The following is a 17,574-nucleotide window of genomic DNA, read 5'->3' as shown; positions in this document are numbered from 1 at the left end:
GTGACCGGCGGGTCAAGCGCAGTGCGGCGGACGCGGGGGACGCTTTTCATGCGTCGTGTTCCATCGTGCCGATGAGGTCGGAAGTGCCGCCGACAGCAGTGCGCTTCTTTCCCCCATCTTAGGAGAGGGGCACGCCCAGCAAGCCAGATTGTCGGGGAGAGCGACGGGGCACCGCGCTACCCTTGGGGCCACCTGCCCCCCACCCCCAGCCCCTCCCCACAAGGGGGAGGGGAGGTGACGGGCGGGCCAAGGGCAGCGCGGCGGACACGAAGGCGCTTCCCTCCCCCCTTGTGGGGGAGGGAGAGGGAGGGGGGGCGCGGCCTTGCCTCTCGCGGGGCGGCGGCGGGTTGCCCTAGCGATAGTCCCGTTCCGGCCGGCCCGAGATCTTGGCGCGCAGGTCGGGGGCGAGTTCTTCGGGGGCGACGGCGCCGATGATGACGCCGACGCGGCGGGATTTGCCGCGCATGCCCTTGATCTCGGCCTTGGAGATCGTGGTGCGCTGCGCCGGGCGGCGGGCCCAGTCGTTCAGGAGGACCATCAGGCGGGCGATTTCGGCCTGATGATCGGCAGAGGCCCCGAGATCGGTGAACTCATCGGGGTCGGCGGCGGTGTCAAACAGCATCGGGCGGAAACCGCCCTCGGCGTGGATCAGCTTCCAGCGGCCATCGAAGACCATGAACAGCCGGGCATCCTCCGGCTCCATGTCGAGATAGCCGGGGCCGGCCAGCGCCATGCCGGAATAGTCGTATTCCGAGAACACCGCCTGCCGCCATGCCGGCGTCTGGCCGTGCAGGAAAGGCGTCAGGTCGCGGCCTTCAAGGATGTGGTCGGCGGGGGGCTGGCCCATCGCGGCCACGAAGGTCGGGGCAAGGTCGATCGCTTCCACCAGGGCATCGCAGGTGGTGCCGCGGGTGGCGTCGGCCTCGGCCCGCGGGTCGTAGATGATGAGCGGGATGCGCACCGAAGGGTCGTGGAACAGGTCCTTCTCGCCCATCCAGTGATCGCCAAGGTAATCGCCGTGATCGGAGGTCAGGACGATCATCGTCTCGGCCATCCGCCCGGTTTCCTCGAGGAAATCCAGAAGCTTGCCGAATTCGGCGTCGCATTGGGCGATGAGGCCCATATAGGCCGGGATGACCGCCTCGCGCACCTCGTCCTTGGAAAACGCCTGCCCGGCCTGATTGTTCATGAACACCTTGTAGACCGGGTGCGGATCGGCCTTTTCGCGGGCATCGCGGACCGGGGGCACCACATCGGCGGGGCCGTAAAGGTTGTGCCAGGGGGCCGGCACGATATAGGGCCAGTGCGGCTTGATATAGCTGAGGTGGCAGAGCCAGGGCGCCTTGTGCGGCTGGCTCAGGAACTCCATCGCCTGCCGGGTGAGCCAGGGGGTCTCGCTGTCCTCTTCGCGGATGTTCGCCGGCTGGACGGCGTTCTGCAGGAGCCAACCCGAGGCGATATCACCTTCGGCGTCCACGCCGGAATTGGCATGCGTGTGCCAGGGGTTGTGGCCGGGATAACCCTGCCCCTTCAGCCATTCGTTATAGGGCGAGCGCTTTTCGTCGTAGAACCCCTCCGGCCCCTCGGCATTCAGCCCGTCCTCGCGCACCCAGACGTCAAAGCCGCAATCGGCGACGCGGGCGCCGATCACCGAATCCGGAGCAAGGCCAAGCCGGGCCATGCCCTCGGCATCGACGCTCATATGGGTCTTGCCGATCAGCCAGCTTTCCACCCCCGCCTTGCGCAGGTGGTCGCCCAGCGTGATCTCGCCCACTTTCAGCGGAAAGTTGTTCCACGCCGCACCGTGCGAATGCACATAGCGGCCGGTGTAGAAACTCATACGGCTGGCGCCGCAGATCGGAGATTGCACATAGGCGCGGGTGAAGCGCACCCCCTTCGCCGCCAGCCGGTCGAAGTTCGGAGTGCGCATCGTCGGATGGCCGGCGCAGGACAGATAGTCGTGCCGGAGCTGGTCATACATGACGAAGAGGATGTTCTTGATCTGGCTCATGGTGTTCTAGCGCCCCATCAGGCCGGGAAGGACAGTGGCGATCTGCGGGAAGATCAGGACGAGGATCAGCCCCAACGCCATGGCGGCGACAAAAGGCCAGACGCCCTTGAAGGCGGTGCCAAGGCTGATGTCGCCGATGGTGGCCTTGACGACAAAGACATTAAGGCCGACCGGGGGGGTAATCAGCCCCATCTCGACGGTGATGACGGCGACGATGCCGAACCAGATCATGTCCACGCCCATCGGTTTCAGGATGGCGGCGAAGATCGGGATCGTCAGGATCAGCATCGACAGGCTGTCAAAGATGCAGCCCATCACGAGGTAGATCAGGCAGATGGCGATGACGATGCCCATGGGGGAGATTTCAAGCCCGATGAGGAAATCGGAAATCCCGCCGGTGAACCCGGCAAGGTTGACGAAATTGGCGAAGATCACCGCACCGAACGAGATGACAAAGATCATGCCGGTGGTGACGCCAGTTTCGATCAGGCTTTCCCAAAGCGTCCGCCACGACAGCTTGCCGCGCGCAATGGCAAAGGCTCCGGCGGCGGTGACGCCGATACCTGCGGCCTCGGTCGGGGTGAAAAGCCCGCCATAGATGCCGCCGATGATGATGACAAAGATCAGCACAACGCCCCAGACCCGCGCCAGAAGCCGCAGGCGCTGCGGCCATGGCGTGCGGGCACCGGGGGGGCCTTGCTCGGGGTGGCGCCAGGTGGTCCAGGCGATGGCGCCAGAAAAGAGCGCCATGAGGAGGATGCCCGGCAGGATACCCGCGATGAACAGTTTCGCGATATCGGTCTCGGCCAGAATGCCATAGATCACCATCGGCACCGAAGGCGGGATCATGATGCCCAGCGTGCCGCCCGCCGCAATCGCCCCCGCCGACAACCCGTCATCGTAGCGATAGCGCCGCATCGAGGGCATGGCGACGCGGCTCATCGTGGCGGCCACCGCCAGCGACGACCCGCAGACCGCCCCGAAGCCACCGCAAGCCACCACGGTTCCCATCGCCAGCCCGCCGCGGAAATGGCCGACAAAGCCGTTGGCGGCGTCATAAAGTTCGTGCGCGAGATTGGCGCGGCTGATGAGCGCGCCCATCAGGATGAACAGCGGAATGACGGTAAAGCTGTAAAGCGTGACCTGATCATACATTTGCTGGCCGGTCATCACCAAGGCACCGTTGATGGCGCGCATGTTGAACTCCAGCCCTGCCTCGCCCCACGAGATCAGCGCCTGCCCCACCATGTCGGCCCGCACATAGGCAAAACCGACCAGACCGACGAACATCAGCGCAAAGCCCAGGGGCACGCCTGCAAACAGCAGGAACAGCATGACGGCAAAGCCGATTATCGAGACGATCATTCCAGAGACCCTTTCGCGGCATGCAGGTCGCGGTCCAGCCCGGCCAACGCGCGGGCCAGAAGCACCGCCGTCACAAGGCAAGACAGCCACCCCAGGATCGCCATGGCACCGGCCACAGGCCAAAGTGGCAGGCGCAACGAACCGGTGGAGGCCATGGAGCTGTACATGATCCCGGCCTGCACCGTCATCCGCCAGCCGATGAAACCAAGGCCAGCGGTGGAAATCACAAGAATAACAATACGGTGCCAGCGGCGGGCGTTGCCGGTCAGCCGATCGGTCAGCAGACCGATGGCCAGATGGCTTTCCGCCCGGCTGGCCAGCGGCAAGGCGGCAAAGACCGTCAATCCCATCAGGATTTCCGAAATCTCATAGCCGCCCGACAGGGGGGCGTTGAAGAAATAGCGCCCCACCACGTCAAGAACGGTCAGCGCGACCATAGCAATGAGGCTGAGACAGATCACCAGTTCCAGCCCCCTTTCGATACCTGACCACAGTCGCGCCATCGTTCAGTTCCCCTCAGCGATCTTGGCTTGCTCGGCGATGTAGAAGTCCAGGGCGGCCGTGCCGTCGATGCCCATGGGCTGAACCGAGGCGATCCAGGCATCCTTCACCGGGGCGAAGGCCGCGGTAAGCTCGGCCACGAAGGCATCCGACGCGGGCGTGATGGTCTTGCCCGAAGCCAGTGCGCGTTCGCGTGCAGCGGTTTCCTTGTCATCGCCCCCGGCGGCGCGGGCGGCCAAAGCCTCACCCGAGACGGCGCGGATCTTTTCCTGATCCTCGGGGCTGATCGTGGCCCAGACATCCGAGCGGACATAGACGGCAAAGGCCGGGGCAAAGATCGAGCCGGGCACTTCGGTAGATGCCTTGGCGAAATCGATCACGCCGAAGACCTCAAGCGATTCAAAGTTGATGCAGCAAAAGCTGTCGACAACCCCGCCCGAGATCACCTCGTGCATCCTGACCGCCGGGCCGGGCGAAACCACAGCCCCGGCGGCGGTCAGCGCCTCGGCCGGGATGCCGGGGGGCGACCACATCTTCAGTCCGGCCATGGCGGCGAGGCTGTCGATCGGCTTCGTCGCGTCCATGGAGATCAGGCTGTTGGCGGGGGTGGTGACAAGACCCAGAAGCTCGACATCCTTCAGCGCGTTCTTGCCCTTGAAGAACTGCTCATAGGTGCGCCAGAGCGCGACCGAGGTTTCCTTGTCGCCGAAATAGGTCATCGGCAAGAGCGGCATTTGCAGTTCGGGATTGGTTTCGCGGGCGAAGCCGACCATGGAAAACGCCCCGTCCATCACGCCCTGCTGGACGGAATTGAGGAGCTCCGGCGGCGGCGCCAAAGACGAATCGGGGACAGTGAATTTCACCCGCCCCTCGGTCGCGGCCTCGATGTCGGCAATCCAGGGCGCCATCACATCGGTCCAGAGCGCATCGTTCGGTGCGAGGAAGTTGTTGAAAACGATGGTCGTTTCGGAAATCGCCGGGCTGGCTCCGGCCATGAAGGCCAGGATCGCGGCGGCAGTCATCTTGCGCATGTCATTCTCCCTGGTGTGGCGGGACTTCCCGCTTGATTATTTATTGCATAACAGGTTAATCAATAACACGTTATATAGTCAAGTCCGATGAGGTGCTCGATGACCAGCCCCAGCACGATGCGCGGCTTTGAAAGCTCGCTGCCGATTGCACTCCTGCGCGCCCGGCAGGCGACGGCCCACAAGTTCAAGCCGCATACCGACGCGGCCGGACTGACCCAGCCGCAATGGCGGGTGATCCGGGCGCTGGCGGCGGGCGAACCGCTGGACGTCGCCACGCTGGCCAACCGCTGCGTGCTGATGCAGCCGTCGGTCTCGCGGCTTCTGACGGGCTTGCAGGACCGCGGGCTGATCGAGACGGTCCCTGGCAGCGATGCGCGCCGGCGGCTGCTCACGCTGACAGAGGAAGGGCGGCGCACCTTCAACCGGATCGCGGTGATTTCCGAAGCGGTCTACCGCGACATCGAGGCGGTCTATGGCCGCGAGGATCTGGCGCGGCTGGTCGAGATGCTGGTGCGCCTGCGCGAGGTGGCCGAGGCGCTGCCGGACCTGCCCCGCGTCCTGCCCGACCTGCCGGGAGAGCCGGCATGACCGCCCCGGACCTGATCCTGACCGGCGGCCATGTCCTGACCATGGACCCGGCCCGGCCTTTCGCGCGCGACGTGGCGATTGCCGGCGGGCGCATCCTTGCGGTTGGCGATGATCTGGCGCGCCTCGCCGGGCCGTCAACCCGCAGCATCGCGCTCAGGGGCCGCGCAGCGATGCCCGGCCTGATCGACAGCCACACCCACGGGCTCTGGGGCGCCTGCCGCGACCTTTTCGAGGTGTTCCCCGGCCTTGGCGCCCCGTTGCAAGCGGTTCTCGACGGCATCGCCGCCCGCGCCGCCCGCACCCCGCCGGGCGACTGGATCATCGCCGGGCCGTGGCGCCCCTTCGACCGGCCGGGCCTTGGCGCCCGCCCGGCCGAGATGCTCGACCGCCTTGCCCCCGATCATCCGGTGGTGGTCAAGGATGTCTCGCAGCATAACCTCTGGGTCAATTCGGCGGCCTTGCGGCTGGCCGGGATCGACCGGCACAGCCCCGATCCGGCGGGCGGCCAGATCGAACGCGACAGCACCGGGGCGCCGACCGGCATCCTGATCGAAACTGCAGGCGCGGCGGTGCAGCGGTTTCTGGAGCCGACCGCGGCGCAGCTTGACCGCGCGGTGCAGCATATGGCGGGCTATTTCCACGGCCTCGGCATCACCGGCTTCAAGGAGCCGATGGCCTTCGCCGCCGAACTCGCCACCTATGCCAAGGCCGACCGCGCCGGCGCGCTTGACCTGCACGTCGGCGCGCATCTGACACGCTTCTCGCCCTTCTCCGAAGACTGGGTGCAGATGGAGAGCCTCGCCGTCCTGCGCGCGGCGCATCAAAGCCCGCATCTGCACACCGGCTTTGCCAAGCTGTTCCTCGACGGCGTGCCGATTGCCCGCACGGCGGCCTTCCTTGCCCCTTACCCGGGCAGCGACCCCACCAATCACGATCCCGAAGCCATGCTGCTGCTCAAGCCGGACCGGCTGAATGCCGAGGTCACCGCGCTCGACGCCGCGGGCTATGTGGTGAAGATGCACGCGGTCGGCGACCGGGCGGTGCAGGCCGGGCTGGATGCGATTGCGGCGGCGCGGGCCGCCAACGGGGCCTCGGGCCTGCGCCATGAAATCGCCCATGCCAATTTCATCGCCCCCGCCGATCTGCCGCGCTTTGCCGCGCTGGGGGCGGTGGCCGAGGTGTCGCCGAAACTCTGGATGCCGAACCCGGTGACGGCGGGCCAGCGCGCCGTGCTGGGCGATGCGCGGGTCGACCAATGCCACCCGATCCGCAGCCTGCTGGCCCATGGCGCCGAGGTGATCTACGGCTCCGACTGGCCCGCCGCGGCGCTGGATGCCAACCCCTGGACCGGCCTTGCCGGCATGATCTCGCGCCGCGATCCGACCGGCACCTATCCCGGCACGGTCGCCCCCGATGAGGCGATCCCGCTGGCGCAGGCCCTGCCGCTTTTTACCCGCAACGCCGCCCGGGCGCTGGGTCTGGAGGGCCAGACCGGCCAGATCACCCCCGGCGCCTCAGCCGACCTGATCGTGCTCGCCCGCCCGCTTGACCGGCTTTCCCCCGAGGACATCGCCGGCACCCGCCCCGAGGCCACGCTGTTCGAAGGCCGGCTGGTCCACGGCGCGGTCTGATCTTTCAGACTGGCCCAAATATCCAATCCGGCCGAGCCGGTTGGCCGCAGGCCAGAGGCGAGAAACACCCTTGCCGCGGCTTCGCCTTGCGAAGGCGCGGCGCGATTTCCTAGCTTTGCGGAAAGGACCACAGGCTGTAGCGGTCCGGCCCCAGCCCACAGGCCTCGCGCAGGGTCAGGCGGGGGGCCTCGGCCAGCGCGGCCAGACCCAGCGCGGCAAACCCTGCCCGGCCATCGGCCCCGATCAGCGCGCCGGCCTGATAGCTGGCCAGATCATCGGCAAGTCCCCCGGCGACAAGACTTGCCGCCAGTTGCCCACCGCCCTCGCACAGGATGCGTGTCAGCCCGCGCGCGGCCAGCGCCTGCAGGGCGGCGGTGGCGTCCACCTGCCTTGCGGCGGTCGCGGCGACCTCGATCAGCTCGGCCCCGGTGCCCGCCCATGCGGCGCGGGCGTCGGGCGGCGCTGCGGCGGTATGCACCATCCAGACCGGGTTTTCCCGCGCCGTGCGGCCAAGCCGGCTGTCCGGGCGGTGGCTGAGCCGGCTGTCGAACACGATGCGCACCGGCTGGCGCACTACCCCCATGTCACGCACCGTCAAGTCCGGGTCATCGGCCCGCGCCGTTCCGGCGCCCACCAGCACTGCATCATGGCTCAGGCGCAAGAGATGCACATGCCGCCGCGCCGCCGCCCCGGTGATCCAGCGGGACTCGCCCGAGGCCGTGGCGATCCGGCCATCAAGCGTGGTGGCAAGTTTCAGGGTGACGAAGGGCAGCCCCCGCGTCACGCGCTTGAGGAACCCGGCGTTCAGGCGGGCCGCCTCGGCGGCCATCACGCCTTCGGTCACCTCGATCCCGGCGGCGCGCAGCATCGCATGGCCCTTGCCCGACACGCGCGGGTCCGGGTCGGTCAGCGCCGTCACCACCCGCGCGACGCCGGCGGCGATCAGACCTGACGCACAGGGCGGGGTATGGCCGTGATGGGCGCAAGGCTCCAGCGTGACATAGGCGGTGGCGCCCGCCGCGCGCGGCCCGGCCTGATCAAGCGCCCGGCGCTCGGCATGGGGGCGGCCACCGGGTTGGGTCCAGCCCCGCCCGACAATCTGGTCGTCCTTCACCAGGACGCAGCCCACCGCGGGATTGGGCCAGACATTGCCAAGGCCCCGCGCCGCAAGGCGCAGGGCATGGGTCATGTGCTGAGCGTCGCTCACTCGTCGCTGGCCGGGTTCGGCCGGAGTTCGCTCACGAAGCGGTCAAAGTCGTCCGCCGCCTGGAAGTTCTTGTAAACACTGGCAAAACGCACATAGGCCACCGTGTCGATCCGCGCGAGGCTTTCCATGACGATCTCGCCGATGGTCTTGGACGGGATGTCGGTATCGCCCAGGGATTCCAGCCGCCGCACGATGCCGGAAATCATCTGGTCGATGCGTTCGGGGTCGATGGGCCGCTTCTGCATGGCGATGCGGATCGAGCGTTCCAGCTTCGTGCGGTCGAAATCCTCGCGCTTGCCGGACGATTTCACGACCACAAGGTCGCGCAGTTGCACGCGTTCATAGGTGGTGAAGCGCCCCCCGCAAGCCGGGCAAAAGCGACGGCGGCGGATCGACACATGGTCCTCCGCCGGACGGCTGTCCTTCACTTGCGTATCGACGTTCCCGCAGAATGGGCAGCGCATCGGCTCCCTCCTAGCTTGTTCCTGGTGTCCTGCCTCAAGCCCGGGGGTATGCCCCCGTGATCTTGCGCCGACTATAGGGGCGGCCCCGTGATCTCGGGTAGCGGAAAGTTGCCGATACCGCATCTGGGGGCGCATCTGTTGCGGGCAAGACTCAGGTGGGGAGATGCAAAAGGCCCGGAACCTTGCGGGGTCCGGACCTTGTGGTGGGATTTCAGGGGCGAAGCGGTGGGGCGGAACCCACCGCAGGGGGCGATCAGAAAAACGCCTGCAGCCCGGTGATGGCGCGGCCCAAAATCAGCGCGTGCACGTCATGGGTGCCCTCATAGGTATTCACGGTCTCAAGGTTCACCATATGGCGGATGACCTGGAAATCCTCCTGAATGCCGTTGCCGCCGTGCATGTCGCGCGCCCAGCGCGCCGCATCCAGCGCCTTGCCGCAGTTGTTGCGCTTGACGATCGAGATCATTTCCGGTGCGGCATTCGCCTCGTCCAGAAGCCGGCCGACGCGGAGCGAGGCTTGCAGGCCGAGCGAAATCTCGGTCAGCATGTTCGCCAGTTTCAGCTGGTAAAGCTGGGTCTGGGCAATCGGGCGGCCGAACTGCTTGCGGTCAAGCCCATACTGGCGCGAGGCGTGCAGGCAGAATTCGGCCGCGCCGAGAACGCCCCAGGAAATGCCATAGCGGGCGCGGTTGAGGCAGCCGAACGGGCCTTTCAGGCCTTCGACATGCGGCAGCAGCGCGTCTTCGCCAACCTCGACATTGTCCATGACAATCTCGCCGGTAATTGAAGCGCGCAGCGAAATCTTGCCGCCGACCTTCGGCGCGGACAGGCCCTTCATGCCCTTGTCCAGTACAAAGCCCTTGATCTTGCCGCCATGGGCTTCCGACTTGGCCCAGACCACGAAGACATCGGCGATGGGCGCGTTGGAAATCCACATCTTCGCGCCGTTCAACACATAGCCGTTGGCGGTTTTCTTCGCCACGGTCTTCATCCCGGCGGGGTCTGAGCCCGCATCGGGCTCGGTCAGGCCAAAGCAACCGATCCACTCGCCGATGGCCAGTTTCGGCAGGTATTTCTGCCGCTGCGCCTCGGTGCCATAGGCATAGATCGGATACATCACGAGGCTGGACTGCACCGACATCATCGAGCGATAGCCCGAATCCACCCGCTCCACTTCCCGCGCGATCAGGCCATAGGCGACATAACTGGCGCCAATCCCGCCGTATTCCTCCGGCACGGTGACGCCCAGAAGCCCCATCTCGCCCATCTCGCGGAAGATCGCCGGGTCGGTGGATTCCTCGCGGAAGGCCTTGATGACGCGCGGTTGCAGCTTGTCCTGCGCATAGGCGCGGGCTGCGTCGCGCAGCATGCGCTCCTCATCGGTCAGCTGGTCTTCCAGACGGAAGGGGTCTTCCCAGTCGAACCGGCCGAGATCGGGGGCGTCCTTGGCTTTCAGCTTGGGTTTGTCGAGCATCTTGGCCTCCAGAAGGAATGAGATTTGCACAAGTCTATTGCACGAATCTGCCGCTGGCCCTAGCGAAACAGGGGCAATACTCCATGAGGAAATCTCATATGCCAAAGGAGGCCTGAATGCTCGTCTCGCGTCGCTACCTGCCCTCGATGCCCTCGCTTCTGGCGCTGGAGGCGGTGGACCGGCTTGGCAGCGCCAGCGCCGCCGCCGAGGAGCTGAACCTGACGCAGGGCGCAGTCAGCCGTCAGTTGCAGGTGCTGGAAGGCCAACTCGGCGTGGCGCTGTTTCAGCGCGACAAGCACCGGCTGAAACTGACGCAAGGCGCGCGCGACTATTGCCGCGAGGTGCGGCGGCTGCTGACGGGGCTTGGGCAGGCGACGCTGACCCTGCGCGCCAATCCCGGCGGCGGGGCGCTGAACCTCGCCATCCTGCCGGCTTTCGGGATGCATTGGCTCGCCCCGCGTCTGGCGCGGTTCGCCGGCCAGCACCCGGAAGTGACGGTGAACCTTTCGACCCGGCTGAAGCCCTTCGACTTCGAGGCCAGCCAGTTCGACGCCGCGATCCACTATGGCCGGCAGGACTGGCCGGGCGTCGATTACCTGCCCTTGATGCAAGAGGACATGCTGGCGGTCGCCGCCCCGTCGCTGGCGCCCGCCCCCCTGCCCCGGCCCGAGGACGTGCTGGCCCTGCCGCTCCTGCAACTGGAAAGCCGCACCGGCGACTGGGGCCGCTGGCTGGCGCACCACGGGCAAGCCGGCCTGCGGCCCCCCGCCATGCTGTTCGACCAGTTCGCCACCATGATGCAGGGCGCGATCCACGGCCTTGGCGCGGCGCTGATGCCGACCTACCTGATCCAGCGCGAACTGGAGTCCGGCCGCCTCGTGCCGCTTTACGGCCCCGCCATCGCCTCGACCGGCAGCTATTACCTTGTCTGGCCGAAGGACCGCGCCGAACGCGCGCCCTTGCAGTCGTTCCGGCGCTGGCTGAAAGGCGAAATCGGCTGAGGCCCCCTTGCGTTTGATCAAACGCAGCGCCAGCATGCGGCAAACGCAAGGGAGGCTACCGCATGAAGATCGGTGACGTGTCGTTCTGGTATGCCGACATCGGCCTGCCCGAAACTCGCCGGCCCGCGCTGCAAGGCGACACCACGGCCGATGTGGCGATCATCGGGGCGGGCTTCACCGGGCTCTGGACCGCCTGGTATCTGCTGCAGGAAAAGCCGGATCTCAAGGTGCTGCTGATCGAAAAGGAATTCGCCGGCTTTGGCGCCTCGGGGCGCAACGGCGGCTGGTGCATGGGCACCTTCGCCTGGAACCACGAACGCTATGCCGCCGCCACCTCGCGCGCGGCAGTGCTGGAGATGGTCAAGGACCTCGAAGGCACCGTGGCCGAGATCACCGCGGTCTGCGCCGCCGAAGGCATCGACGCCGACATCCTGCCCTCGGAAGAGATGATGGTGGCAACGAACCCGGCGCAACTCCAGCGCATGCAGGAGGAAATCGCCCATCGCCGGCATTGGGGCGACGGCCACCGGGTGCGCGAACTCAGCCCCGCAGAAGTGGCGCAGCGCATCAGCGTGCCGGGCGTTCTGGGCGCCATGGTGGTCAGCGGCATGGCGCGGGTGCAGCCGGCAAAACTGGTGCGCGGGCTGGCGCAAGCGGTGGAGCGCAGGGGCGCGCGAATCGTCGAGGGCACCGAGGTCGTCAGCTATGACAAAGGCCAGGTGGTGACCACGAAAGGCACCGTCACCGCCCCGATCATCCTGCGCTGCACCGAAGGCTTCACCGCCGGCATCGAAGGCCACAAGCGCGACTGGGTGCCCTTGAATTCGGCGCAGATCGCCACTGTGCCGCTGCCGCCCGAGGCCTGGGCCAGGATCGGCTGGGACGGGCATGAGCTGATCGGCGACATGAAGAACGCCTATTGCTACTGCCAGCGCACCCGCGAAGGCCGCATCACTGTGGGCGCCCGCGGCGTGCCCTACAAGTTCGGCTCAAAGATGGACGCCAATGGCGCGCCCGACGCCGAAACCATCGCCCGCCTGACCGCCGTCCTGCACGAACATTTTCCCGAGGCCGCGAAATACCCCATCGACCATGCCTGGTGCGGGGTGATCGGTGTGCCGCGTGACTGGTGCGCGACCGTCGGGCTGGACCGCGACACCGGGCTTGGCTGGGCGGGCGGCTATGTCGGCGTCGGAGTGTCCACCTCGAACCTCGCCGGTCGCACGCTGGCCGACCTCGCGCTTGGCCGCGACACCGCCCTCACCCGCCACCCCTGGGTCAACCGCCGGGTCCGGCAATGGGAGCCGGAACCCTTCCGCTGGCTCGGCATCCACATGATGTACCAGCTTTTCGGCATCGCCGACCGCCGCGAGGCCCGGCTGCGCGGCAAGCCCTCGCGCCTTGCCGCCTTCGGCAACTGGATCACCGGGCGGCACTAGAAAACCGGACCCGCCTTTCATCTGTTCGCAAATATCCTGGGGTGAATGCGCGCATGCGCAGAGGGGCAACGCCCCTGCCCTTAAACAAAAGCCGTGCCGCCGGTCCTGTTTCAGGACCGGCGGCTCCGCTGGATTACAGGGCTTCCTCCAGCGCCTCGGCGCGGCGGGCCTCGGCCTCGCGGGCGGCTTCCTCATGCGCCTTGCGGCGCCGGTTCAGCTCATAGGCCACCGCCAGCACCAGCGTCACGATGATCAGCAGGAAGGCCAGCGCGTTGATCGTCGGGGTGATGCCCGAGCGCACCTTGGAGAACACATAGACCGTCAGCGTATCGGCCCCGCCGCGGGTGAACTGGGTGACGTTGAAGTTCTCGATCGACTGGAAGAAGGCCACCGCCGCCCCCGCGCCGATGGCGGGGTAAAGGTGCGGCAGCAGGATACGGCGCATCACCTGCCCGTGGCTGGCGCCAAGGTCCAGCGCCGCCTCCTCCAGCCCGGCGTCAAAGCTTTGCAGCCGGGCCAGCACCAGAAGCATCACCATGGCGGCGATGTAGCTGACCTGCCCCAGCACCGAAAGATGCAGGCCGGGATTGAACAGGAAGAACTCGGTCCCCAGCGCATTGCCCATCTTGGTCCACAGGATCATCGTCGAGATGCCGATCACCACGCCGGGAATGAGGATGGTCGAGATCATCATGCCGTAAAGCGCCGTGCGCACCTTGCCCGAGACCGAGTTGATGAGGATGGCCGCCGCCGTGCCGATGAGGACGGCAATCCCCGCCACCGCCACCGCCACCCAAAGCGTGTTGGCGAAGGCCAGCATCATGCGCTCATCCGCGATCATCTCGGAGAACCATTTGCCGGTCCAGCCCTTCCACGGCACGATCGAGGGCAGCTTGCTGTCATTGAAGGCCGCGCCGGACATGACGACGAGAGGCGCGAGCATGTAGACCAGAAAGAGGCCCATGTAGAGATGCAGGAGGTTCAGTCGAAGCTTGTGCATGATCCCACCCCCTTATTTCGCAATATCGGACAGCTTGACCTTGAACACCTTCATCGCCACCGAGACGAAGACTGTGCAAAGCAGCAGAAGCAGGAAGGCATAGGCGCTGGCCGTGTTCCAGTCGAGCGCGTCCTTGAACCACTGGTCGATGGTCTGGGTGAACCATTGCGAGGTGGTGGAGCCAAGGATTGAGGGCACCAGAAGCGAGCCGGCCGACAGCATGAACACCATGACCGCGCCCGAGGCGATACCGGGCTTGGCATGGGGCAGCACGATGCGCCAATGGATGCGCCACCACGAGGCGCCCAGATCATCCGCCGCCTCGATCTGGTTGGTGTCAAGCGAGGACACCGCGTTGTAGATCGGGAAGATCATGAACAGCACATAGGTATAGACCAGCCCGACCATGACGCCGGTGTAGCCCATGTTGGTCCAGCGGATCGGATCTTCGATCAGGCCAAGCCCCTGCAACAGCACATTCAACGGCCCCTTGAAGGCCAGAATGATCCACCACGCAAAGGCGCGCAGCACTTCGGAGACCCACAAGGGCACGAACAGCAGCAGCAGGAGCGTCGGCACGGTTCTCGGGCGCACCACCTTGGCCATGTAATAGGCCAGCGGATAGGCCAGCGCGAAACAGACCACGGTGACGACCATCGAATACCAGATGGTCTGGAAGAAGGTCTTCACATGCACCGGGACTGAAAAGGCAATGCCGAAAAGGCTGGTCTCGGTCGCGCCGTCCAGCACCTTGAGGTAGTTCCTGAAACTGTAGGTGTCTTTCGGACCGCCGATATCGACGACCGGCAGATAGGGGCGGAAGCTTTGTTCGAACAAGGTGACGTTGGGCACGATGACCAGCATCACCAGCCAGAAGGCGACCAGAAGGCAGATCAGCCCGGTCAGCCCCGGCCCGTAGCGGCGCAGGAGGTCTTGCATCGGCTTACCCCCTTACATTCGCGTCAGGCAGCAGCGCGGCACGGGCGGCCTCAAAGCTGGCATGCAGCTTGCTGCCGACCTGCGGCACGGTGGCCGAACCGTCGTTGCGGATCTCGGCGGTGATGGTCTGGCCGTGATCGCTGACCGAATGGACCGAGATGAAGGCCCCCTCGAACGAAACCTCGGACACTGTGACCGGGACCGAGTTTTCCGAAGCCGCCGTCGCCGTCAGCACTGTATGCTCGGGCCGGACGTACAGCTTGACCGGCTTGCCCGCCGCATCGGGCGCAAGTCGGGCGCGGAAGGCGCCATGCGCGGTGTCAAACCGCGCCAGCCCTTCGGACGCCGCGCCAGCCGTGCCTTCGAAGATGTTGTTTTCTCCGACAAAAGAGGCAACAAAGCCGTTCACCGGGTTGTTGTAGATGTCGCGCGGATCGGCGACCTGCTGGATGCGGCCCTGGCTCATCACGCCCACCCGGTCGCTCATCGCCAGCGCCTCGCCCTGGTCGTGGGTGATGTAGATGAAGGTCACGCCGGTCCGTTTCTGGATGGCGCGCAACTCGGCCCGCATGTGCTGGCGCAGTTTCAGATCGAGCGCGGAGAGCGGTTCATCCAGGAGCATCACGGCCGGTTCTACCGCCAGCGCCCGGGCGATCGCCACGCGCTGCTTTTGCCCTCCGGACAACTGGCTGACCATCTTGTCGGCCGCGCCGGGCAGATCGACAAGTTTCAGCAAATCCTCGGCCTTCTTGCGCCGGGTGGCCTTGTCGACGCCGCGCACCTCAAGCCCGAAGGAGATGTTCTCCCAGATCGGCATCAGCGGAAACAGCGCGAGGTTCTGAAAGATCAGCGCAGTCGGCCGCTGGTTCGGGCGCTGGCCCTTCATGTCCTTGCCGCCGATCTTGATCGCGCCCTGCGTCGGGTCGATGAACCCCGAGATCATCCGCAGGATCGTGGTCTTGCCGCAGCCCGACGGCCCAAGGAACGAAAAGAACTCGCCCGGCCTGATCGACACATTGGCATTGTCAACCGCGCGAAAGCTGCCGAAATCGCAGCACACGCCTTCAAGATCAATCCCTGCACTCATGGACCGTCTTTCCCCCTGTTTATGTTTTTTGTCAGCCTAGCAGGCGCCGGACCCCGCGCAATGGCTATAGCCAGTTCGGGCGGTGCAATTCATCCAGATTTGGCACCCCCCGGCGCGAACGAAACACGCCGGGCGTTCGACGGCCCGGCGTGATGGTCAAGTGCCCGAAAATGGGGCAGCCTTTTGGGTTACGCCGCTTTGTACTTGTCGGCGTATTCGGCGCGCTTGGCGAGGAAGTCGGCCGACTGGTCGGGCCACCACCACAGCTTCGACAGCGCCTCGTCGTTGAAGGTGCCGTTGTAATAGGCGGCAACGTCGGGGCTCATCAGGTCGGACGCGCCCTTGCCCACCGGGTTCGACGAGAAGGCCGTGGCCCAGCCCGCAGCGCCTTCGGCGGTGGAGATGTACTTGGCGAATTCGTGCGCCTGATCGACGTTGGCGGCGTTCTTCATCAGCACGAAGCCCTGATGCCAGGCGAAGGCACCTTCGGCTGGCGCGACATAGGCATAGCCGTCATTGCGCAGGTTGTAGCCGGTCGAATCCCAGCACAGGCCGATGGTGGCGCCGTTCGCGGTAAAGCCGGCGTTGGCCTCGTTCTCGCCCGACCACCACTGCACGACATTGCCCTTCATCTCGACGGCCTTGGCCAGCGCGATGTCCCACAGCTCGACCATGGCCGCCATGTCGGTGTAGCCGTCCATCCACGGGCGCGGCAGCTGTCCGGTGGCGTCCAGCCAGCGGCCCATCGCGGCCAGCGCCGAATGCGGGCGCACGGTGGCCTGGTTTTCGGCGTTGAACAGATCGCCCAGCGAGGGCGGCGACGACAGCTTGGCCCCTGCGGTGTTCACCACCAGAGCCTCGGTGCCCCAGTTCGACGGCACATATTTCAGCGCGCCGCCGGGACGCGACCGCTCGCCCGCCGCGCCATCGGCCAGACCGGGCAGATAGTTGTCCATCGCCAGCTTGGCTTCATCGAAAGCCCCCAGAAGGCCGTTCGAATCCCAGGCGCCGACGCGGTCGATCGTCGGTTCCATCAGGTCGATGCCGCCGGCCTCCAGCGCGACCTTGCCTTCGGCGAACATGGTGTCCTGGTCGGGAAGCTCCTTGAAGTTCACGGTGATGCCGGTGGCGGCAGTGAAGGCGGGGATGACCTTTTCGGCCAGCGCGGGATAGCCCGCCCAGCCCACGAAGTTCAGCTCGCCCGAAGAGGCCAGCGCCTTGGACGAGATCAGCGCCGGAGCGGCCAGCGCACCGGCCCCCGCGGCAGTCCGCTTGAGAAAGCTGCGGCGGGACAGAGTGGAGGTGGTTTTCGTCACGGAAGTCTCCCTGGTTTGTTCCGGATGGTCCGGAAGGTTTTGCGGTAACGGTCACGCCGCTCCGTCGTTTTTTGTCATTAAGGCTGGATGCTGACAGTTCATTAAGGCTGGATGCTGACAGTGTTGTGACAGTTCCAGTCCATCACCTTTCATAGGGCCAGATTACGCGCGCCTCCCCCAGGTCTGTCAACAGAATGTAACGGAAATGTAACGGGGGCGGCGATCACATCTGATCGACCGCCCCTTCGCCCGGATCTGCCCTGTCGGCAGGGCCGGTCATTTGGTCAGGATCAGCTTGCCCTGACGGGTGATGCGCAGCGAATAGATTTGGCCGTTCAATGCGATGCGGGCCAGATTGCCGCCCTTGGTCAGCTTGGCGGCATCGTGCAGCGGGATGGCATCGGCAAAGGCGGCGGCAGAGGTGAAGACGTCGGCAGAGATCATGGCGGTCATGGCGGGGCCCTTGTGGTTCAGGTGGCGGGTTCAGCGGTTGGCTGGCCTGAAGGGCTGGCTGTCAACA

General features: G+C 65.9%; 16 protein-coding genes. 4 read left to right on the top strand and 12 right to left on the bottom strand.

The features are described 5' to 3' along the window. Positions 1-352 precede the first annotated feature (352 nt). The 4 genes from G4Z14_RS15340 to dctP are packed head-to-tail and all read right to left on the bottom strand — an operon-like array spanning position 353 to position 4,908. A complete protein-coding gene (locus G4Z14_RS15340; RefSeq protein WP_164627298.1) occupies positions 353-2,011 on the bottom strand; it encodes a sulfatase-like hydrolase/transferase in 1,659 nt (552 codons plus the stop codon). A gap of 6 nt (positions 2,012-2,017) precedes the next feature. Next, the gene (locus G4Z14_RS15335) at positions 2,018-3,376 is read right to left on the bottom strand and encodes a TRAP transporter large permease (protein WP_164627296.1); all 1,359 of its coding nucleotides are present in this window, start codon (positions 3,374-3,376) and stop codon (positions 2,018-2,020) included. Continuing rightward, positions 3,373-3,879, bottom strand: a complete 507-nt coding sequence (locus G4Z14_RS15330; RefSeq protein ID WP_164627294.1) for a TRAP transporter small permease — start codon at positions 3,877-3,879, stop codon at positions 3,373-3,375. Before G4Z14_RS15330 ends, G4Z14_RS15335 begins: the two co-directional genes overlap by 4 nt. Positions 3,880-3,882: 3 nt before the next feature. Next, on the bottom strand, positions 3,883-4,908 hold the full coding sequence (dctP, locus tag G4Z14_RS15325; RefSeq protein WP_164627293.1) for a TRAP transporter substrate-binding protein DctP: 1,026 nt from the start codon (positions 4,906-4,908) through the stop codon (positions 3,883-3,885). Between the two features lie 99 nt (positions 4,909-5,007). Between dctP and G4Z14_RS15320 the strand changes: the two genes are divergently transcribed. Beyond that, positions 5,008-5,496 carry a MarR family transcriptional regulator gene (locus G4Z14_RS15320; protein ID WP_164627291.1) on the top strand — a complete coding sequence of 163 codons (489 nt, stop codon included), beginning with the start codon at positions 5,008-5,010 and terminating at the stop codon, positions 5,494-5,496. Beyond that, a complete protein-coding gene (locus G4Z14_RS15315; RefSeq protein WP_164627289.1) occupies positions 5,493-7,127 on the top strand; it encodes an amidohydrolase in 1,635 nt (544 codons plus the stop codon). Before G4Z14_RS15320 ends, G4Z14_RS15315 begins: the two co-directional genes overlap by 4 nt. Before the next feature lie 109 nt (positions 7,128-7,236). On the opposite strand, the gene ribD is transcribed toward G4Z14_RS15315, so the two are convergent. The 3 genes from ribD to G4Z14_RS15300 all read right to left on the bottom strand — a co-directional run bounded on the left by ribD (position 7,237) and on the right by G4Z14_RS15300 (position 10,272). Beyond that, the gene (gene ribD / locus G4Z14_RS15310; protein ID WP_164627354.1) at positions 7,237-8,316 is read right to left on the bottom strand and encodes a bifunctional diaminohydroxyphosphoribosylaminopyrimidine deaminase/5-amino-6-(5-phosphoribosylamino)uracil reductase RibD; all 1,080 of its coding nucleotides are present in this window, start codon (positions 8,314-8,316) and stop codon (positions 7,237-7,239) included. A gap of 14 nt (positions 8,317-8,330) precedes the next feature. Continuing rightward, a complete protein-coding gene (nrdR, locus tag G4Z14_RS15305; protein ID WP_164627287.1) occupies positions 8,331-8,798 on the bottom strand; it encodes a transcriptional regulator NrdR in 468 nt (155 codons plus the stop codon). A 253-nt stretch (positions 8,799-9,051) separates the two neighbouring features. Further along, complete coding sequence (locus tag G4Z14_RS15300) at positions 9,052-10,272, bottom strand: acyl-CoA dehydrogenase (RefSeq protein WP_164627285.1); 1,221 nt, start codon at positions 10,270-10,272, stop codon at positions 9,052-9,054. 116 nt (positions 10,273-10,388) lie between these two features. Between G4Z14_RS15300 and G4Z14_RS15295 the strand changes: the two genes are divergently transcribed. Next, positions 10,389-11,273, top strand: coding sequence for a LysR substrate-binding domain-containing protein (locus tag G4Z14_RS15295; protein ID WP_164627283.1), 885 nt, complete (start codon positions 10,389-10,391; stop codon positions 11,271-11,273). 62 nt (positions 11,274-11,335) lie between these two features. Next, a complete protein-coding gene (locus tag G4Z14_RS15290) occupies positions 11,336-12,712 on the top strand; it encodes an NAD(P)/FAD-dependent oxidoreductase (RefSeq protein WP_164627281.1) in 1,377 nt (458 codons plus the stop codon). Positions 12,713-12,845: 133 nt separating this feature from the next. Here the strand turns inward: G4Z14_RS15290 and G4Z14_RS15285 are convergent, their stop codons facing one another. The 5 genes from G4Z14_RS15285 to hemP all read right to left on the bottom strand — a co-directional run bounded on the left by G4Z14_RS15285 (position 12,846) and on the right by hemP (position 17,507). Then, positions 12,846-13,712, bottom strand: coding sequence for an ABC transporter permease (locus G4Z14_RS15285; RefSeq protein ID WP_164627279.1), 867 nt, complete (start codon positions 13,710-13,712; stop codon positions 12,846-12,848). A gap of 12 nt (positions 13,713-13,724) precedes the next feature. Then, positions 13,725-14,651 (bottom strand): ABC transporter permease, encoded by a 927-nt coding sequence (locus G4Z14_RS15280; RefSeq protein ID WP_164627277.1) that lies wholly within the window; start codon positions 14,649-14,651, stop codon positions 13,725-13,727. A gap of 4 nt (positions 14,652-14,655) precedes the next feature. Further along, complete coding sequence (locus tag G4Z14_RS15275) at positions 14,656-15,738, bottom strand: ABC transporter ATP-binding protein (RefSeq protein ID WP_164627275.1); 1,083 nt, start codon at positions 15,736-15,738, stop codon at positions 14,656-14,658. A gap of 188 nt (positions 15,739-15,926) precedes the next feature. Then, positions 15,927-17,054: an extracellular solute-binding protein gene (locus G4Z14_RS15270; RefSeq protein ID WP_164627352.1), complete on the bottom strand. Its 1,128-nt coding sequence runs from the start codon at positions 17,052-17,054 to the stop codon at positions 15,927-15,929. A 276-nt stretch (positions 17,055-17,330) separates the two neighbouring features. Further along, a complete protein-coding gene (gene hemP / locus G4Z14_RS15265; protein ID WP_407703839.1) occupies positions 17,331-17,507 on the bottom strand; it encodes a hemin uptake protein HemP in 177 nt (58 codons plus the stop codon). Positions 17,508-17,574: the final 67 nt, after the last annotated feature.

The organism is Tabrizicola oligotrophica, from assembly GCF_011008935.1.
GTDB classification, from domain to species: domain Bacteria; phylum Pseudomonadota; class Alphaproteobacteria; order Rhodobacterales; family Rhodobacteraceae; genus Tabrizicola_A; species Tabrizicola_A oligotrophica.
The sequence above is the reverse complement of the archived record's forward strand: the minus strand, read 5'-3'. Positions and strand labels throughout refer to the sequence as shown.